This is a genomic window from Rheinheimera sp. (assembly GCF_037442345.1).
In the GTDB taxonomy this organism is placed as follows: Bacteria; Pseudomonadota; Gammaproteobacteria; order Enterobacterales; family Alteromonadaceae; genus Pararheinheimera.
In genome coordinates this window covers 1-16813 of sequence record NZ_JBBIQL010000040.1, presented here as the reverse complement: position 1 = coordinate 16813, position 16813 = coordinate 1, and the positions used below count along the sequence as shown (strand labels likewise).

Annotated in this window: 15 protein-coding genes and 1 tRNA gene; 8 read left to right on the top strand and 8 right to left on the bottom strand. The window is 53.9% G+C overall.

What is annotated here, in order from left to right:
• The first annotated feature begins 131 nt into the window (after window positions 1-131).
• Both nadA and WKJ04_RS17795 read left to right on the top strand, forming a co-directional pair.
• Window positions 132-1190, top strand: a complete 1059-nt coding sequence (gene nadA, locus WKJ04_RS17800; RefSeq protein WP_337881648.1) for a quinolinate synthase NadA — start codon at window positions 132-134, stop codon at window positions 1188-1190.
• Between the two features lie 105 nt (window positions 1191-1295).
• Window positions 1296-1386: transfer RNA gene (locus WKJ04_RS17795), tRNA-Ser, on the top strand.
• A 146-nt stretch (window positions 1387-1532) separates the two neighbouring features.
• Here WKJ04_RS17795 and WKJ04_RS17790 read toward each other — a convergent pair.
• Window positions 1533-1796: a hypothetical protein gene (locus WKJ04_RS17790; protein ID WP_337881647.1), complete on the bottom strand. Its 264-nt coding sequence runs from the start codon at window positions 1794-1796 to the stop codon at window positions 1533-1535.
• 96 nt (window positions 1797-1892) lie between these two features.
• On the bottom strand, window positions 1893-2687 hold the full coding sequence (locus WKJ04_RS17785) for a CLCA_X family protein (RefSeq protein WP_337881646.1): 795 nt from the start codon (window positions 2685-2687) through the stop codon (window positions 1893-1895).
• 134 nt (window positions 2688-2821) lie between these two features.
• Here WKJ04_RS17785 and WKJ04_RS17780 point away from each other — a divergent pair, with 134 nt between their 5' ends.
• The gene (locus WKJ04_RS17780) at window positions 2822-4126 is read left to right on the top strand and encodes a hemolysin family protein (RefSeq protein ID WP_337881645.1); all 1305 of its coding nucleotides are present in this window, start codon (window positions 2822-2824) and stop codon (window positions 4124-4126) included.
• Window positions 4127-4169: 43 nt separating this feature from the next.
• On the opposite strand, the gene WKJ04_RS17775 is transcribed toward WKJ04_RS17780, so the two are convergent.
• The gene (locus WKJ04_RS17775; RefSeq protein ID WP_337881644.1) at window positions 4170-6029 is read right to left on the bottom strand and encodes a DUF885 domain-containing protein; all 1860 of its coding nucleotides are present in this window, start codon (window positions 6027-6029) and stop codon (window positions 4170-4172) included.
• Between the two features lie 123 nt (window positions 6030-6152).
• Here WKJ04_RS17775 and WKJ04_RS17770 point away from each other — a divergent pair, with 123 nt between their 5' ends.
• A complete protein-coding gene (locus WKJ04_RS17770) occupies window positions 6153-7337 on the top strand; it encodes an MFS transporter (RefSeq protein ID WP_337881643.1) in 1185 nt (394 codons plus the stop codon).
• Here the strand turns inward: WKJ04_RS17770 and WKJ04_RS17765 are convergent.
• The 4 genes from WKJ04_RS17765 to WKJ04_RS17750 form a co-directional block, all read right to left on the bottom strand.
• Window positions 7285-8043, bottom strand: a complete 759-nt coding sequence (locus WKJ04_RS17765; protein WP_337881642.1) for a pseudouridine synthase — start codon at window positions 8041-8043, stop codon at window positions 7285-7287. The two genes, WKJ04_RS17770 and WKJ04_RS17765, sit on opposite strands and share 53 nt — an antisense overlap.
• A complete protein-coding gene (locus WKJ04_RS17760) occupies window positions 8040-9455 on the bottom strand; it encodes a DEAD/DEAH box helicase (protein ID WP_337881641.1) in 1416 nt (471 codons plus the stop codon). Before WKJ04_RS17760 ends, WKJ04_RS17765 begins: the two co-directional genes overlap by 4 nt.
• A 116-nt stretch (window positions 9456-9571) precedes the next feature.
• Window positions 9572-10873 carry a molecular chaperone gene (gene yegD, locus WKJ04_RS17755; RefSeq protein WP_337881640.1) on the bottom strand — a complete coding sequence of 434 codons (1302 nt, stop codon included), beginning with the start codon at window positions 10871-10873 and terminating at the stop codon, window positions 9572-9574.
• 36 nt (window positions 10874-10909) lie between these two features.
• Complete coding sequence (locus WKJ04_RS17750) at window positions 10910-12559, bottom strand: hypothetical protein (protein ID WP_337881639.1); 1650 nt, start codon at window positions 12557-12559, stop codon at window positions 10910-10912.
• A gap of 180 nt (window positions 12560-12739) precedes the next feature.
• Here WKJ04_RS17750 and WKJ04_RS17745 point away from each other — a divergent pair, with 180 nt between their 5' ends.
• The 4 genes from WKJ04_RS17745 to WKJ04_RS17730 all read left to right on the top strand — a co-directional run bounded on the left by WKJ04_RS17745 (window position 12740) and on the right by WKJ04_RS17730 (window position 16335).
• Window positions 12740-13276, top strand: coding sequence for an RNA polymerase sigma factor (locus tag WKJ04_RS17745; protein ID WP_337881638.1), 537 nt, complete (start codon window positions 12740-12742; stop codon window positions 13274-13276).
• Window positions 13251-13784: a hypothetical protein gene (locus WKJ04_RS17740; protein ID WP_337881637.1), complete on the top strand. Its 534-nt coding sequence runs from the start codon at window positions 13251-13253 to the stop codon at window positions 13782-13784. The genes WKJ04_RS17745 and WKJ04_RS17740 overlap by 26 nt, the downstream gene beginning before the upstream one ends.
• Before the next feature lie 12 nt (window positions 13785-13796).
• Entirely contained in the window at window positions 13797-14744 is a 948-nt protein-coding gene (locus WKJ04_RS17735) for a DUF4097 family beta strand repeat-containing protein (protein ID WP_337840466.1), read from the top strand.
• Between the two features lie 259 nt (window positions 14745-15003).
• A complete protein-coding gene (locus WKJ04_RS17730; protein ID WP_337881636.1) occupies window positions 15004-16335 on the top strand; it encodes a DUF4397 domain-containing protein in 1332 nt (443 codons plus the stop codon).
• A gap of 54 nt (window positions 16336-16389) precedes the next feature.
• Here the strand turns inward: WKJ04_RS17730 and WKJ04_RS17725 are convergent.
• Window positions 16390-16813, bottom strand: a 424-nt coding sequence (locus WKJ04_RS17725) for an outer membrane protein transport protein (protein ID WP_337881635.1), incomplete at its 5' end; no start/stop codon positions are given.

The following is a 16813-nucleotide window of genomic DNA, read 5'->3' as shown; positions in this document are numbered from 1 at the left end:
GAGCAGCGGACTTTTAATCCGTTGGTCGATGGTTCGAATCCATCATGACCCACCATCCAAACAACACCGAACACTGCATCTGACGCTAAACTTGTGTATAATGCCGCACTTTTTCAACGCGGGCGATCACGATGAATCAAGCAATGCAGTTTAATGAACTTGACTATATCTTCCCGAAAAAGCCATTGCCTTTAAGCGCAGGCGACAAGGCGGCTTACAAAGAGCGTATCAAAACTCTGTTACAGCAACGTGATGCGGTGCTGGTGGCGCATTATTACACGGACCCCGAAATTCAGGCTTTGGCTGAAGAAACCGGTGGTTGTGTGTCTGACTCGCTGGAAATGGCCCGCTTTGGTAACAAGCACTCAGCCAAAACCCTGATTGTGGCCGGTGTGAAGTTTATGGGCGAAACCGCCAAAATTCTGAACCCGGAAAAAACCGTATTGATGCCAACGCTGGAAGCGACCTGCTCTTTGGATTTAGGTTGCCCGGCAGAGCAATTCAGCGCTTTTTGTGATCAGCACCCAGACCGGGTGGTGGTGGTGTACGCCAATACCTCGGCCGCCGTAAAAGCCCGTGCTGACTGGGTGGTCACCTCATCCATTGCGCTTGATGTGATTGAACATCTGGACAGCGAAGGCAAAAAAATCCTGTGGGGGCCGGACCGTCACTTAGGCGCTTATGTGCAGAAGCAAACCGGTGCCGACATGATCCTGTGGCAGGGCGCTTGTATAGTGCACGACGAGTTTAAAGCCAAAGCCCTGATTGAGCTGAAAAAGCAGTACCCGAATGCTGCAGTGCTGGTGCATCCGGAGTCACCGGCCAATGTGGTCGACTTGGCGGATGCTGTTGGGTCCACCAGCCAGCTGATTAAAGCCAGCCAGACCTTGCCGAATGACACCTTTATTGTGGCCACTGACAAAGGCATCTTTTACAAGATGCAACAAGCCATGCCGGACAAGACATTTATTGAAGCGCCAACGGGCGGCAATGGCGCCACCTGCCGCAGCTGTGCGCATTGCCCCTGGATGGCAATGAACGGCCTGCAGGCCATTGAGGCCGCTTTAACGGACAATGAAGGCCATGAAATCTTTGTCGACGACGCATTGCGTGAGCGGGCCTTATTGCCTCTGGAACGTATGCTGAATTTCGCCAAAGCCAGTCAGGTGCCGGTCAAAGGTAACGCCTGAGTCCCATTTGCTGCTATTTTCAGCAAATGAAAGGCGCCAGGTATTTAGTTGTTGCGATGCGCGGTGAATTTCACTAGGATAGCCGCGCTTGCTACGGCAAGTTCCGGAGAGGTGTCCGAGTGGCTGAAGGAGCACGCCTGGAAAGTGTGTATACGTCAAAAGCGTATCGAGGGTTCGAATCCCTCTCTCTCCGCCAGATTAAAAACAAAAACCCCAGACGAAAGTCTGGGGTTTTTGTTTTTAATCTTGTAGCGGGACACTCGGTTTGAGAAACCTGGACACTCGGTTTGAGAACTATCGGGAAAGGGGCTGGCTGTAAATAGCCTCGCCAGAAGTCTGTAGTCAGGCCCTGCGCCAATCCAAGCCATAGTGGCAAAACCATGCCGCTTCTTGGGCAAACCACTCTTCATATAAGTGCACATCATGCCCCAGGCTTTTTGCCAGCAGGGCAAACCGCAGCGACAGCTCGAGAAAGTCGCGGTGGTGCCAGGCGCGGCCCTGATACAACACCACCAGATCTGGCTGGCCGGCCAGTTGCTGCAGCGCCGTAATGCGCTGATGCAGCTGTGTCAGTTGGTCGAATTGCCAAGTTGTGCTGTTTTGCATGCAAGTTCTCCAGTCCGTGGCGCCGGTCAAAAAATTGTCAGCGCGGGGTGAATCACTGAAGTTGTACAAAATTTATGCCATAACAGCAGGGCTCAGTCAGCGGGTGCTTTCCAGGCTTTGGCCTAACAGGCGGAAATAGCCCAGCCAGCAATGACTGAGTTGTTCAGTTAATGTGGCATCCGGATAAAGCCCGGCTTTGGCCGTTTCACTTCTTATCGTGCCGCTGACCAGGAAACTGTTTTTCTGTGGTTGTCGCTGCAGCAGGTGTTCAAAGGCCCTGGCTGCCAGCTCTTCGGGTTTGGCGTAATAATAAATGCCATGCTGACGGTCAAAGCGGGCGCAGCGTTGCACATAGTCGCTTGGGCTTTGGCCGTCCCCGGACAGAAAGAGAGCCTTGAAGCCTGCATCCAACGCCTGATTCAACGGGTGGGGGCGGATGGGGGTATCGCCAAGCCACAACGTGCTGGAAAATGCCAGTTCAGCCACAGAATGCTGAAACAAATGGCGGGCAATATAATGGTCAAAGGCGTGAAACCATTCGTGCGCCAGGCTGCCACCGCCGGCGTTTTTCGCCAGCGCCAGTATACGGCCCTGCGGCTGATAAAATGCACAGCTGCCGGGTTGCCCGCCAATGCCAAACTGCAGGCTCAGGCTTTGTTTCAGCGAAATAACGTCAGGCGGAACCTGCAGTAACTGCATCAAATCACACAAAGCATCAAAAAACAGGTTGGCTGCCAGCTGCTGTTCGCTGGCACTGACCCAAGAGCCCACTTTCACAGACTGGAAACCAAACAGCTTTACAATATCGAGGAAGCTGACGTCCGCACCGGAGCGATGTTCAGGGCCGTTGCGAAAATAAGCTTGCTGAATACGGGGAGTGAAGTCGGCCATTAGTTAAGCAGTTCAAATTCAACCATTTTTTGTTCATAACTTATTTTACCCTTATACTGACGGCGAAGCAGCCCTTAAGGTCGCCAACAGGCCGAACCACAGGTGCTGCCGCAGCGCAAAGCGTGGGAATTATTATGTCATTGTTTGAAAATATTCTGGTGATGCTGGCACTGATCAGCGCCAGTGCCTTCTTTTCCATGTCGGAAATTGCCTTGGCGGCGGCGCGGAAAATCCGGCTGAAACAGCTGGCGGCGGACGGTGAACCCAGGGCAGCCTTAGTGCTGAAGCTGCAGGAAAACCCGGGCAGTTTTATTACGGTGGCGCAAATTGGCCTGAATGCGGTCGCCATTCTCGGTGGTATTCTCGGTGAAGCGGCTTTTACCCCTTCGATACTGAGCGCCTTGCAGCTGATCTCCGACAACCCTGTCATGGAAACTCTGGCCTTTGGCTTGTCGGTGTTTCTGGTCACCTCATTATTTATTCTGTTTGCCGATTTAATGCCTAAACGCCTGGCCATGCTGTCGCCGGAAAAAGTCGCTATTTCAGTCGTCAACCTGGTGATGCTGCTGTTGGTGCTGGTGAAACCCCTGGTCTGGTTTTTTAACAGCATCGCCAATGCGGTGTTTTATCTGTTTAAAGTGCCTACTATGCAAATCGACCAAATCACACCGGAAGATATTGTGGCCATGATGGACGAAGGGGCACAGGCCGGAGTGCTGGCGCAGCAGGAACACAAACTGTTGGAAAACGTCTTTGATATGGACTCCCGCACAGTCACCTCGGCCATGACGGCCCGCGAAAGCCTGATTTATTTCACGCTGAGGGAATCAGGTGATAGCATTAAAGCGAAAATAGCTGAGCACCCACATGCCAAGTTTATTGTGGTGGATGACAGCCTGGACAAAGTAGTCGGGTATGTCGACAGCCGGGATATTCTGATGCAGGTGCTGCATCAGCAGCCAATTAACCTGCTAAAAGAAAACATTGTCCATACCCCGCTTATTGTGCCGGATACCTTGTCCTTGTACGAAGTGCTGGCCCATTTTAAATCCAGTGGGGTTGATTTTGCGGTGGTGCTGAACGAGTACGCGCTGACGGTGGGGGTGGTCACCCTGAAAGATGTGATGAGCATTGTGATGGGCGAACTGGTGAATTCGGACGAAGAACAAATAGTACAGCGCGATGAAGACTCCTGGCTGGTGGAAGGTTTAACACCGCTGGACGATGTGATGCGTGTCTTTGATATTGCAGAATTTCCGGATGAAGAAAACTACGAAACCATTGCCGGTTTTATGATGTATATGCTGCGTAAAATTCCGAAACGCACCGATTTTGTGATTTACCAGAATTACAAATTTGAAGTGGTGGATATCGACAGTTATAAAATTGACCAGCTGCTGGTAACCAGGGTCAAACCCAGCGACCCTGCAGAAAGCTGATAAAAAAAACGGCAGCTCAGGCTGCCGTTGTTGTCTTCAACGCTCAGGCTTTTTGCGCGGCCACCCAGCGTTTTACTTTTTGTTCCAACACCGCCATGGGCACGGCACCGCCCAGCAGCACCAGATCGTGGAAAGCGCGGATATCGAATTTATCGCCAAGCTCAGTGCGGGCATACTGGCGCAGTTCCACCAGCTTCAGCATGCCAAGCTTATAACCCAGTGCCTGACCTGGCCAGGCCATATAGCGTTCGATTTCAGCCACCACGTCAGACTCAGTGGTGCCGGTGGTTTTGGCCATATAGTCGATGGCTTGCTCGCGGCTCCATTTTTTGGCATGCAGGCCACTGTCGACCACCAGACGGACGGCGCGGAACAACTCAGCTTTCAGCCGGCCTAAATCGCTAAACGGGTCGTTCTGATACATGCCCATCTCTTTGGCGAGCAGCTCAGAGTACAAAGCCCAGCCTTCGATATAGCTGTTGTAAGGCGCCACCCGGCGCAGCAGCGGCAGCTGATCCTGCGCCAGGTTTAACGCAATTTGCCAGTGGTGGCCGGGAATGGCTTCATGGTAAGTCAGGGTTTTCAGGTCAAATTTGGCATTGGCTTTTATGTCCCGCAGGTTGATCCAGTAAATACCGGGTTTGCTGCCATCGATAGCCGGTGAGCTGTACTGGCCACCGGCTGCGCTGTCCTGGATCTCGACCGGAATACGCCGCACTTCCACCTCGTAAGGGGGTTGGGTGACAAACCAGTCCGGCATCTTCGTGCTGATTTCTTTAATGTAATGGTTCAGATCATCCAGCAACTGCTGACGACCGGCGTCTGAATCCTCGTACAAAAAGCGTGGTTCATTGTTCAGTTGCGCCATGCGCTCGCCCACTGAGCCTGAGCTGTAACCTTCGGTTTTGAGGATCTGGTCCATTTCCTGACTGATCCGCTCCACTTCCGACAATCCCAACTGATGAATTTGTTCCGGGCTGAGCTCTGTATCCCCCAGCTGGCGTACCGACCAGGCGTAGTACTCCGATCCGCCCGGCTGGGCCCAAATGCCAGATTCACTGCCCGCCAGTGGTAATTGTTGCCGCACGCTGGCGGCCAGTTTCTGATAACCGGCCTGTACCTGTGAGCTGACCAGTGTTTTAGCTTCTGCCAGATACAGCTCACGCTGAGCCTCAGTCAGCTCTTTCAGAGCGTTCAGCTTGCGGGCGAAATCCAGATACACCACATTGTCGCTGGCATCCCCTGCGGCAAAAGAGTCGATAATCACCAAAGCACGTTCCAGCAGAATTTTCGGGGCTATCCAGCCGGATTTGGCATCCAGCTCAAACTTCTGCTGCACAGATGCGAGTGCAGCGCCAAATTTTTCCAGGCGGCTTAAGTAATTTTTCGCGTCCTGCTCAGAATTAATTGGGTGCGAGTTTTGCAGTGCGCCCGGCATATCAATCACAGGACCGTTGATCTGATTGACCACAAAGGCGGAGTGGCCCATCCAGGGGTCGATGTAACCGGCGGCAAACCCCGGCTGACCGGCGTAGTACCGCACTATGTTCAGCATGACCGCCTGATTTTCTGCGTCCGCAGCATTGGCGGGCGTTGGCAAGGCGGCCAGTTGCTGCGCCAGCTGGCTCAGGCGCTGACGCAAAGCATGTTCGTTTTCTGAACCGTAGTCTTCCAATTGGGCTGATAAATCTTTCCCCGTTTGTTCTGCAGATAAGCCTAAACCGGCCGCATTCAGCGCGCGGGCCTGAAACAACGCATGGGTGGCTTGGTCATACAGCGTGGCCACTGAAGGGGCGTGCTGCACTGCAACACTGTCAGGGTTGGGGGCTGTTGGTGTCGGGTTGGGCTCGGAGCAGGCGGTTAAAGCTGCACAGACCAACACCGCTAAAGCTGAATACTTCATGAGTGATCCTGAGGGTTATGGGCTAAACCGTCTGTATTCTAAGCTGTTTCAGCACAAAGCCTCAGACGGCAAGGGGGCTTCAGGGTATACTGAGCGGCAGTACGGACTCAAGCCACAGCAGTCATGATCGAAAAGAAATCCCGCGCATTTTACACCGCCAGTTTCGCCCTTTGCCTGGCCGCTGTGTTTGTGTTTGCCAACCTGCACTTGCTGCAACCCCTGTTGCCGGAACTCAGCCGTGATTTTGCGTTAAGCCCGCTGCAAACCAGCTGGAGCTACGCCATTGGCACCTTAACGCTTGGTGCGTCCTTGCTGCTCTATGGGGCTTTGTCTGACGCCTGGGGCCGACGCACTATATTGCTCTGGAGTCTCTCTGGTATGGCATTGAGTACTCTGGCGCTGACTCAGGTGGAATCTTATTCCTCCTTATTAGCCTGGCGCGCTGTGCAGGGGTTTTGTCTGGGCGGTTTGCCTGCGGTAGCCATTGCTTATATGGGGGAAGAATTCAGCAAACCAGCCTTGGTGGCAGCCGTGGGCTATTACATCAGTGCCAATTCGGTGGGTGGCATCAGTGGCCGGGTGCTGGCGGGCTGGTTTGCTGAACTGAACCACTGGCAATGGGTGTTTTACCCAATGGCGGCGGGCAGCGCGCTTTGTGTCTGGCTGGTCTGGCGTTATCTGCCACGCTCCAGCTACTTTCAGCCACAGCAGTTCACGCTTAAGCAGGCGATGCGTGATAACTGGTTTCATCTGCGTCAGCCGGTGTTGTCACTGACTTACCTGATTGGTGGGCTGAACTTCTTCATCTTTTTAAACCAATACACCTTTGTGGCCTTCCGGCTGGCAGACGCACCTTATCAGTTGTCCAGTGGCTGGATTGGCTTGTTGTTTCTGACCTATCTGACCGGTACTGTCGGTTCGGCCATTTCCGGTAAAGTCTCAGTGCGGCTGCATCCTGGCCTGGGCATGGCGCTGGGCATTGGCATTATGCTGCTTGGCACATTGCTGACGGTGCTGACACCGCTCTGGAGCATAGTGCTGGGCTTTTTTATCAGTGCCTTTGGCTTTTTTCTGTGTCATTCACTGGCCAGTGCCTGGGTGAATCAGCAGGCAACCCGGGCCAAAGCCAGTGCCAGTGCTTTGTATCTGGTGTTTTATTACCTGGGGGCCAGCAGCGGCGGACTCTTTCTGTCACTGTTCTGGCAATGGGCCAGCTGGGATGGGGTGGTGCTGGGGTCGGTCGCGGTGTTTGTGTTCACGCTCGGGCTGAGTCTGCGGCTGCGGCGGTATCCGCCGGCGTTGCATTAAGCCCAAGTGACAAACGCAGGTTGTGGTAGTCACTGGTGCTCAATAGGCGCCAGTGCCCTTCAGCCAACGTGCCCAGCTGCAAATCTCCCAGGCTCTGGCGCTGCAAAAATACCACTTTCAGTCCGACAGATCGGCACATATAACGGATTTGCCGGTTGAGCCCCTGAGTCAGTTCAATCCGAAAGCCATGCGGTGCTGGCCAGACCCGGCAAGCTTTCGATTTATACTGGTAAGGGCCCACTTGCCAATTGACCCCTGCGGCCAGCGCCGCCAGTTGCTCTGCTACCGGGGCCGGTTTGGTGTGCACCAGGTACTCTTTGGGGTGGTCAAAATCCGGATGCAGCAGGCGTTGGGTCAGCTCGCCGTCATTCGTCAGCAGCAATAAGCCGCAGGAGTCTTTATCCAGCCGGCCGACCGGATGGAGCCGGACTGGCAGGGAGTGCAGCAGATGGTACAGGCTGTCGGGTTTGTCCGGGGTCAGGTTGCAGTCCACACCAACAGCTTTGTGGTAGAGCCAGACTTGTTTGGGTTCCGCGAGGGGCAGGGGCTGGCCATCGATCAGAACCTGGTCGCCTGAACTGACATGGCTGATGTGGCTGGCGGGCGCACCATTCAGCTGCACCCGCCTTTGTTCGATAAGCCGTGAAGCCTGGCGGCGGGAGCAGAGCCCTGCATCCGCCAGGTATTTACACAGCCTGATGCTCATGCGCTGGTTTTAGGTTTCTTCGGCCGGAAGCGGCGCTGCGCTGGTTTTTGCGGCTGACCATTGGCCGCAGCCAGCGCTGCTTTGCCGATGGCTGACATTTCCGGCTTTTTGCCCTGGCCGCCATTGTTTGCTTTGCTCTGGCCTGCGCCTTGGCCCTGTGGGCGGTTTGTGCCGGCACGGCCTTTCCCCTGACCGTCCTGGCCTGCGGCCTGATCCGGCTTGCGGCGCACAGGGCGTGGCGGACGTGGCGCTGTGGCAATGGCATGCAGCTCGGCTGACAGAGGTGCAGGTTTGAGGTCTTTCACCGGCAGTTTCAGACCAATCAGTTTTTCGACCTGTTTGAGCTGGGACTGTTCATCGGCACTGATCAACGACACCGCCAGGCCAGATTTACCAGCCCGGCCGGTACGGCCGATGCGGTGGACGTAATCTGCTGATGAGCGTGGCAGCTCGTAGTTCACCACATAAGGCAGCTGGGCAATGTCGATCCCACGGGCGGCCACGTCGGTGGCCACCAGCACCTGCAGCCGGTCTTCTTTAAAATCCTCCAGGGCTTTGGTGCGGGCATTCTGGCTTTTATTGCCGTGCAAAGCGGCGGCGCTGATGCCAGCACAGTTCAACTGCTCGGTTAAGCGGTTTGCCTGGTGTTTGGTTGGCATAAAGACCAGCACCTGGTGCCAGCGGTTTTTTTCAATCAGTTCACACAAAGCGGCGGTTTTCTGGCCTTTGGGCACCAGGTACACCTGCTGGTCAATGCGCTCCACCGTGGTGTTTTCCGGTGTGATCTGGATAGTCAGCGGGTTGTGCAATAAGCCCTGTGTCAGCTCTTTGATTTCGCTGCTGAAGGTGGCGGAGAACAACAGGTTCTGCCGCTGTTTTGGCAGCATCGCCAGAATTTTTTTAATGTCGTGAATAAAGCCCATATCCAGCATACGGTCGGCTTCATCCAAAACCAGCATTTGTACCTGGTCCAGCTTCAGCGCGTTTTTGCTGACAAGATCCAGCAAACGGCCTGGAGTGGCGGTCAGAATATCAACACCACCACGCAGTGCCATCATCTGCGGGTTAATGCTGACGCCGCCAAACACCACATGGTGGCGCAGCTTAGGCTGCAGCAACTGACCGTATTTTTGTATTTGCTGCTCGATTTGCGCCGCCAGTTCACGGGTTGGCGTCAGGATCAAAGCGCGGGTGGGCCGGGGTTTTAATACCGCCTGACCCGACAGCATTTCAAGAATAGGCAACACAAAGCTGGCGGTTTTACCTGTACCTGTCTGGGCCGCAGCCAATAGATCCTTTTTGCTCAGCACGGCCGGAATGGCCTGCTGCTGAATGGGGGTCGGTTGGGTGTAACCTGCGGCGGCAACCGCCTCGACTAACGCGGGCTGAAGGCCCAAAGCTTGAAACGACATAAAGTTCTCAGTTAAGGGCCATTCTGGCCACAAGCCGCAGGGCGGCGTGGAAAAGGCGCGCATTGTAGCGGGAAGCGGCAGTTCAGGCCAGCTTTTGTGGTTGTTTTTTGTGCAATCTATGCAAATGCCAGTTGGCCGAGCTTACAAAGCCCCATACCGACAGAACCAAACTGGTCGCCCCGCACCACTGGCACAGCAGGCAGCAGTTGTTGCAGCAGTGGGGCAATGCCCGGAATGGCGGAGGAACCGCCGGTGACAAAAATGGCGTCAGGCTGGCATTGGGCACCGCTCAGGCAGTCCTGAATTAAGCGGCCTATACCGGCCAGTTCCTGATACAGCGCTTCGGTCAGTTGCTGCTGGGTTAATGGTTGTGCCAGACCGGCTTCCACCCTGTCCAGTACCACCTGCACTTGTGCCTGTTGCGTCAGGGCAATTTTGGCCTGCTCCGCCTGTTGGTTCAGGTAATAACTTAAATGCTGTTGCCAGACGGTCGAAAAGCGTTGTAACAACCCTGGCTGCGCGGCCTTTTGTTGCAACCATTGCAGTTCATCCCAACTGGCCGGTGCGTAAAAGCGCTCCTGGGCATGAATATCAATAATATTCACGGCGTCGCTGAACAAAGAGGCGGGCAGTGGTTTGCCGGATAAATCCAGGCTCTGGCGGCCGAACAGGCTCATCAGGCCGTAGATACAGAACTTAATATCCATATCGACCCCACCGATACGGCGGCCGCTGTGGGCCAGCAAATCCGGGCTGCGATCAAATTTATTTGCACGTTGTGGTCCCAGCCGGATCAGACTGATGTCGGTGGTTCCACCGCCTATATCGACCACCAGTACCAGTTGTTCCTGCTGTAAGGTGCGTTCGTATTCCACGGCGGCAGCCACAGGTTCAAAGGCAAAAATGACGTCCCGCACCCCGAGACGACGGGCGGCTTCACGCAAAATCTGTTCGGCTCTGGCATCGCCAACGGCCTGGTCCAGCCCCTGAAAATGCACGGGGCGACCGAGCAGCAGTTGGGTGACGGGCGTATCCAGTTGCCGGCCGGCCTGCTGCAGAATTTGTTGCAGCAATAAGGTGGCCACCTGGGTGTAAATTTCGGTCTGGGCCGGGGTTAGCCGGCTGCCCAGCATGGATTTAGGTGACCGGATAAAAATACCCCCTAAGGGGTCGCGGCTGTAACGCTGATGCGCCGCTTTGCCAATCAACACCTGTTGCTGCTGACGCAGCAGCGCGGTGAGGCTGGCGGACAAATACGCATCCTCATCATCCGGATCCCGCTGCCGCTCGACATAAAGTGCAGAACTCAGATAGCGGCTGCCGTCCTGCTCCAGCTGCAGTAAAGACGGCTGATTCTGTTGCATAAAGCCTGCAGCACAGTTAGAGGTGCCAAAATCTACGGCAAGGTAATGCGACATAACGGGAACTCCGGCGAAAAAGGCCGGCGAGTATAGCTAATTTGCGCCGTCGGGTGAACCGAGCAGTGTGAGTATAAAAGCCAGGGCTTCAGGCGAGCGGTAGGAATTATGGTTGGAACTCACAATAAGCTGTTGTTCTGCTTTGGCTTGGTGTGCACTTAAATAAGGCACCACCCCGTCGGTCAGTTGGCTGCAACTTTGGGTGTCGACACAGGATAAAGCGCCGTTACTGCCAACTATGGAGTAGACAGGGCGTTGATAAGGCAGCTGGTTCAGTCCCTGCACCAGCGGATGGGATGGCGACAGCACCTGGACTGAGTTGGGGCCACCTGCGGAAAAATATGGCTGCATAGCAGGCGTCAGCTGGTCCATCCCTATGTTGTCAAGCAACTGGCGAAACAGACCGACAAAACTCCGGGGTAAGGTGATAAAAGCAGAGGTTAACCGGCCAAGCCAGGATTCAGACATCTCAGAACCCCCATGTGGGGTGTCGATAAAGATCACTTTGTCGACATAAGGCCGGGCTTCAAATAAAAAAATGTCCCGGATGCTGCTGAGCTGCTTTGCCGGTACATCCAGCTGTTCCGGACGTTGTAAAAATGTGCGGTCCCACAGCGTATAGCCGGAGTTCTGAATAAAGGTTTTGCTGATCAGCCCCCCCATACTGTGGCCAATGACCACCATCTGCTGCAGCGCAGGGCTGCACTCTTGTTGCTGCAAACGCGCCAGCAGCGCATCGGTTTTTTGCCGCAGCCGCATCGCATTAAAAAAAGGTGGCGGGCCTGAAGGATAAAAGGCATGCCAGATTTGGTAACGGGCGGCCAGCTCTGGCTGTTGCAAAATGGCCAGGCTGAGCTCAAACCAGATGACAGGGCTGGAGTTTAAGCCGTGGATCATCAGGATGGGGATCTTATCGGCTGACAGCGGGGTCACACTGAACACGCCATACCGTTCCTCGCTGTCGGCGGCACTGAACAAACCGCTCAGCTCAAAGTCCATCACTTTGGCATGCTGCATCAGCCATAAATAACTGGCCGCGGCGTCAAAACGCAGCGCCTGCTGTTTGGCTTGTTGCCCGTTGTAAGCACGGAAAAACAGTTTAATTTGCTGAGCGTCGCCAAATTCCAGTCGTTCCAGCAGTACCGTATATGAGCGGTACACGCCTTCGGGCGGGTAGTTCAGGTCAGCCGGTTGTCTGGTCGTCTCCCGGGCGGCCACTATGCTGACGCCAAGGCCTTCTGTGGGCGGTTGGTACTCAGTGCGGACAGAGCTGAATAACGAGGTGGGCCACCACTGGTTCAACCGGGCACCTGTTTCGTCCGTAAGAGGAAGCAGCTCCAGCCGCAGCGCAGGACGGCTTAGTTTTTGCCGGGGATGTAACTGCAGCAGCAACTGATTCAGGCTTTGGTTGTACAGGTGGACCGCCTGTGCTTTTTCCTCTGCATTCTGACTGACCGGCAGCCAAAGCCTGGCACAGCTTAATTGCCGCAGCGCACGATTGGCCGCGTGCTCCGGCAATAAGGCCAGCTCAGCACAATGGCTGCGCAGTGCTGCCGGATTGAGCTGTTGCATCGCTGCATACTGGTAGGCAAAGAGCTGATTGGCTTCCAGTGCCTGTTGGGTGGAGGGCAATAAACGTAAAAAATGCGGGCTGCTGCAGGCGCCTAGCAGTAAAGATACGAACATTAGCAGCACATTGCGACGCATCAGGCGTTGGCTCTTCAGGTGTTTACAGGTAGTCTGTCAGAGGAAGGTGCTGATTTACAACTAAAAATTATTTTTAGCATGGCTTTAAACCTTTGATAGCAGAGCGCACGACTAAGCTTTCAGTATTCAGAAAAATTCAGGCATGGAATGACCCTTACAGTGACCCAAGCAGTGCAGGACATGGAACAGGACTGGATCCATGCCGCCAAGGCCGGCGACCGGCAGGCGTTTTATCTGCTGTATCAAAAGTATCACCGCAGGGTTTATGCAATAGCGTTGCGTTTGTTGTCAGACCGGGCCAAGGCGGAAGACGCCTGCCAGGAAGTCTTTGTAAAGGTCTGGCAGCAGTTGAGCTGGTTTCGTGGCGACAGCAGTTTTGCCACCTGGTTGCACAGTATCAGTACCCGCACTGCGGTGGATTTATGGCGTAAAGACCGCGAGTCCAGGCGTTCTACCGATGAAATCCCGGAGCTCGCCAGCGACGAACCTGTGGATCATGGCGATCTGGAAGCTTTGATCCAGCGTTTACCCGACCAGGCCAGAGCCGTATTTGTACTTTTTGCGCTGGAAGGCTATCAGCACAATGAAATAGCCGCTTTATTGGGGATTGCTGAAGGCAGCTCAAAATCGCAGTATCACAGGGCGCGTCAGTTATTAAGAGGGTGGTTAGATGAAAACCGAACAGCAGCTGGATGATTTAATTGCCGGTTTGCCACAAGAGCTGGCACCACAACGGGATTTATGGCCACAGCTGGAGCAGCGTCTGCAGGCTCAGGCCGAGCCAGGCCGGGTTGAACCCGCCGGGCGCAGTTGGCAGTCCTGGTGGCCCATGGCCAGCGCCGCTTCGTTGATATTGGCGTTGCTGTGGTGGGGGCAGGGCGAGGATCCCAGTCAGCTGGGCAGTCAGCCCGTTGCTGCGGTGCCAGACGTCAAAGCGGCAGCCCCCGGGTTTGCCGACGTGGCCAGCGCGATCAGTTTCCAGTATGAACAAGCCAAAGCCCTGCAACTGGCAGCGTTGACGCAGGTTAACCCGGTGTTTGCCGACTGGCAGCAACAGCTGGGCTACTGGGACAGTGCCATCAGCCAGGTGCAGATGGCGTTGCAGTACAACCCCAATGATGCAGGTTTAATAAAACAATTGCGTTCGCTGTATAACCAGCAGCAACGGTATTTACAAAAAGTGGTCCAGTCGGGCCTGGTGTAACAGGAGTAGCAAATGAAACATTATCTGGTTGTGGCAGGTCTGGCACTGGCAATGTCACAGGTATGGGCGGCAGAGTCCGTGAATGAAAGCCGCGCTGTGGCTGCCAATGAAAAAATCTTTATTGAAAACATGCGAGGTTATGTTGAAATTCGGGCTGTAGATGCCAAAGAGTTCAAGGTCTCTGGCACCCTGGATGAAAAAGCCGAAGGTTATACGCTGGAATCCAAAAATGGTTTTACCACCTTTAAGGTAAAAATGCCGAGTTTTAATAACTTCGATGGTGGTGATAACGACCAAGGTTCCAAACTGACCATCGACGTGCCGAAAGGGGCGGAGCTGGAGTTTCAGGGCGTGAATTCTGACGTCATTGTTAAAGGCATTCAGGGCAGCACTAAAATTACCAGTGTAAATGGCCGGGTAGATGCCTCTGCGCTGCGCCAGTTTGTGCAGCTGCAGACAGTGAATGGTGAAATTGACAGCCGTGATAACCAGGGCAAAGTCAGTATCAGCACAGTGAACGGTGCCATTAAAGACGTGGGCTCGGCTGGCCGGCTGGAACTTGAAGCCGTCAACGGTGAAATTCGCAGCAGCACCACAGCCAAAGAAGTCCGGGTATCTGTGGTCAATGGCGAAGCGGATCTGAAGCTGGATGGGGTTGAACAGCTGAACCTGACTGCGGTGAACGGTGCTCAGGAAGCCCAGCTGAAAAACTCGCTGGCCCCGCGGGTCGACGTATCGACCGTCAGTGGTGGCATGAAACTGACGCTGGAAAAAAACATCAGCGCCAAGTTTAATCTGGTCGCCAATGCTGGCGGTTCTATCCGCAACATGCTGACCGAAGATAAAGCACAGCGCAGCAAATACGGCCCTCGTTCCAGCCTGGAATTCAGCACTGGCAAAGGTGAAGGCAACGTCGAAATGAGTACCGTCAGCGGCTCACTGAAAGTAGATACCTTCTGATCCAGTCAGAGTGAACAAAGACCTGCATCTGCAGGTCTTTTTTTTGTTCGGACGTCCTGGCCCTTCCCCCAGTGGGCCACCCTGCGGTTGTTAGAATCTGTGCTTAACAGATTCTTTTGCAATGCATGAACTGTGTCGTCTTGCTGCTGAAATGTTAAAGGCTGTGATTAAGTGTTGATTTTGGTAAAAACGCTAGGTTTTTCAACAGCTCACCAATACTCTCAGACCCGATTGTTAACTTCGGTAAAGAGAGAAACCAATGAATTTACGGACTCAGGGGATCAGGCTGGTTGTGCCACTGCTGTCGGCTTTTGTGCTGGTAGCCTGTGGTGGCAGTGATTCAAAAAGTGATGATGAAGGCTTCAATAAAAGCTATATCCAGTTTTACAACGGTTCAGCCAACAGCGCCAATACCTCGCTGACTGTCAAAGATACGGCAGCAGGGACGGCGACTTTTGGTGATGCATCGAATATGCTGACGATCGATCCGGGTTCTTACACCTATCAGCTGAAAAATGCGCAAAGCTCAGCGCTGATTAAAGAAACCACTGTTGATCTGAAGCAGTCGGAAAAAACCTTGCTGGTGATGACAGGCGACGTGGCCAACCCAACCATGCTGAGCCTGGTGCATAAACGCGAAGAGAGCTTTGATGACCAGTTCCGCGCTTTTTCAGCCAACCTGTCGGTGCAGTACAAAAATGTCGATTTGTACACTGCGGCTGAAACCGAAGACTTCAGCAAAGCGGTGTTGCTGGAATCCTTGTCAGACAAAGAGCTGACTCAAACCGGAAAAATGCTCAAACGCGGCAAACTGAAGTTATTCCTGACTGTGGCCGGGCAAAAAACGCCATTTTTTGAATCGGCCGCTTATGACTTTAAATACACCACCAGCTATGTGCTGATTGTGCGGGACAAAATAGGCCCTATGCAGCAACAGGTGGCTGTCGATATTCTGCTGAACTCCACCACAGTGGAAAGCCTGGAGCATAAAGATGCCAAAGGCCAGATCCGTGTGTACAACAGCATGGACAATCAGCAGGGACAGATCGCCATCAATAATCTGCCTGTCGCCGAACTGCAACAGGACAGCCTGACGCCTTACCTGGAATTCGTCAAAGGGGATTACAGTATTTCGGTACTGAATGAGCAGAACCAGTTATTACTGAATAATGTGTTACTGACGGTGAACCCGGGCCAGACCAAAGCGGTGGCTTTGTTTAAAGACGCGGATAATAAAGTAGGGCTGGTGAATTTTGTCGAGCGTAATCTGCCACAAATTCATGAGCATGAAGTCAATGTGCTGAACCTGACTCCAGACTTTAAAAATCTGCACTTCTATTTTGTCCGTTCGAATGAAACCATAGAAACGGCCCGTTACCATGTCAAAGCACTGGAGTTTAAAAAGCAACAGGCGCTGACCCTGCCCGATGATTTCTATTCAGTCTCGCTGGTGCATGTGGCTGACAACGGCACCATCAGCCTGCTGGACAAAACAGCGCTGCTGGAGTTTGTCGACGGTGCTAACTATATTCTGACCGCAGAGCCATCAGCGCAGGCCCCCAGTGGTTATAAAATTAATCTGGTGAAGTAATTTTCTTCAGAGATGAAAAAGGCCGCAATTGCGGCCTTTGCTGTTTTTGGCAGTTTAGAACTTATAGTTCCACTGCACACCCAGTACCTGGGCCGTATTGCGGTAATTGGCCTGCAGGCCGGATTTATACAGCGCCACATTCTGCACATTGAATTCGCGTTCATTAATACTGACGCTGTTCATCCACATATAACCGTATGCGATATCCAGGCTTTGGTTCGCGCTGTAGGCCCAGTTGGCACCCCAGGTCCACCAAATGCGGTCTGTGGTTGGCACCCGGGCTGTTTTATGGCTGCTGCTGATCGGGTTTTCGTCATAACCCACACCGGTTTTCAGCGTCAGCTGTTCATTGTAAGCCACAGTGGTGCCCACAGAGAACGACCAGACGTCACTCCAGTACTCAGGAATATAACCAATATAACCTTGCGCATTCAGGTTTGGCGCCGCCTGGGTGCTTAAGGAAAGGCTGGGGTTGGCG

Bases quoted from the DNA above. Each gene is read 5' to 3' on its own strand.
- nadA (WP_337881648.1), top strand. From the start codon at position 132: ATGAATCAAGCAATGCAGTTTAATGAACTTGACTATATCTTCCCGAAA.
- WKJ04_RS17790 (WP_337881647.1), bottom strand. From the start codon at position 1,796: ATGCAAAACAGCACAACTTGGCAATTCGACCAACTGACACAGCTGCAT.
- WKJ04_RS17785 (WP_337881646.1), bottom strand. From the start codon at position 2,687: ATGGCCGACTTCACTCCCCGTATTCAGCAAGCTTATTTTCGCAACGGC.
- WKJ04_RS17780 (WP_337881645.1), top strand. From the start codon at position 2,822: ATGTCATTGTTTGAAAATATTCTGGTGATGCTGGCACTGATCAGCGCC.
- WKJ04_RS17775 (WP_337881644.1), bottom strand. From the start codon at position 6,029: ATGAAGTATTCAGCTTTAGCGGTGTTGGTCTGTGCAGCTTTAACCGCC.
- WKJ04_RS17770 (WP_337881643.1), top strand. From the start codon at position 6,153: ATGATCGAAAAGAAATCCCGCGCATTTTACACCGCCAGTTTCGCCCTT.
- WKJ04_RS17765 (WP_337881642.1), bottom strand. From the start codon at position 8,043: ATGAGCATCAGGCTGTGTAAATACCTGGCGGATGCAGGGCTCTGCTCC.
- WKJ04_RS17760 (WP_337881641.1), bottom strand. From the start codon at position 9,455: ATGTCGTTTCAAGCTTTGGGCCTTCAGCCCGCGTTAGTCGAGGCGGTT.
- yegD (WP_337881640.1), bottom strand. From the start codon at position 10,873: ATGTCGCATTACCTTGCCGTAGATTTTGGCACCTCTAACTGTGCTGCA.
- WKJ04_RS17750 (WP_337881639.1), bottom strand. From the start codon at position 12,559: ATGTTCGTATCTTTACTGCTAGGCGCCTGCAGCAGCCCGCATTTTTTA.
- WKJ04_RS17740 (WP_337881637.1), top strand. From the start codon at position 13,251: ATGAAAACCGAACAGCAGCTGGATGATTTAATTGCCGGTTTGCCACAA.
- WKJ04_RS17735 (WP_337840466.1), top strand. From the start codon at position 13,797: ATGAAACATTATCTGGTTGTGGCAGGTCTGGCACTGGCAATGTCACAG.
- WKJ04_RS17730 (WP_337881636.1), top strand. From the start codon at position 15,004: ATGAATTTACGGACTCAGGGGATCAGGCTGGTTGTGCCACTGCTGTCG.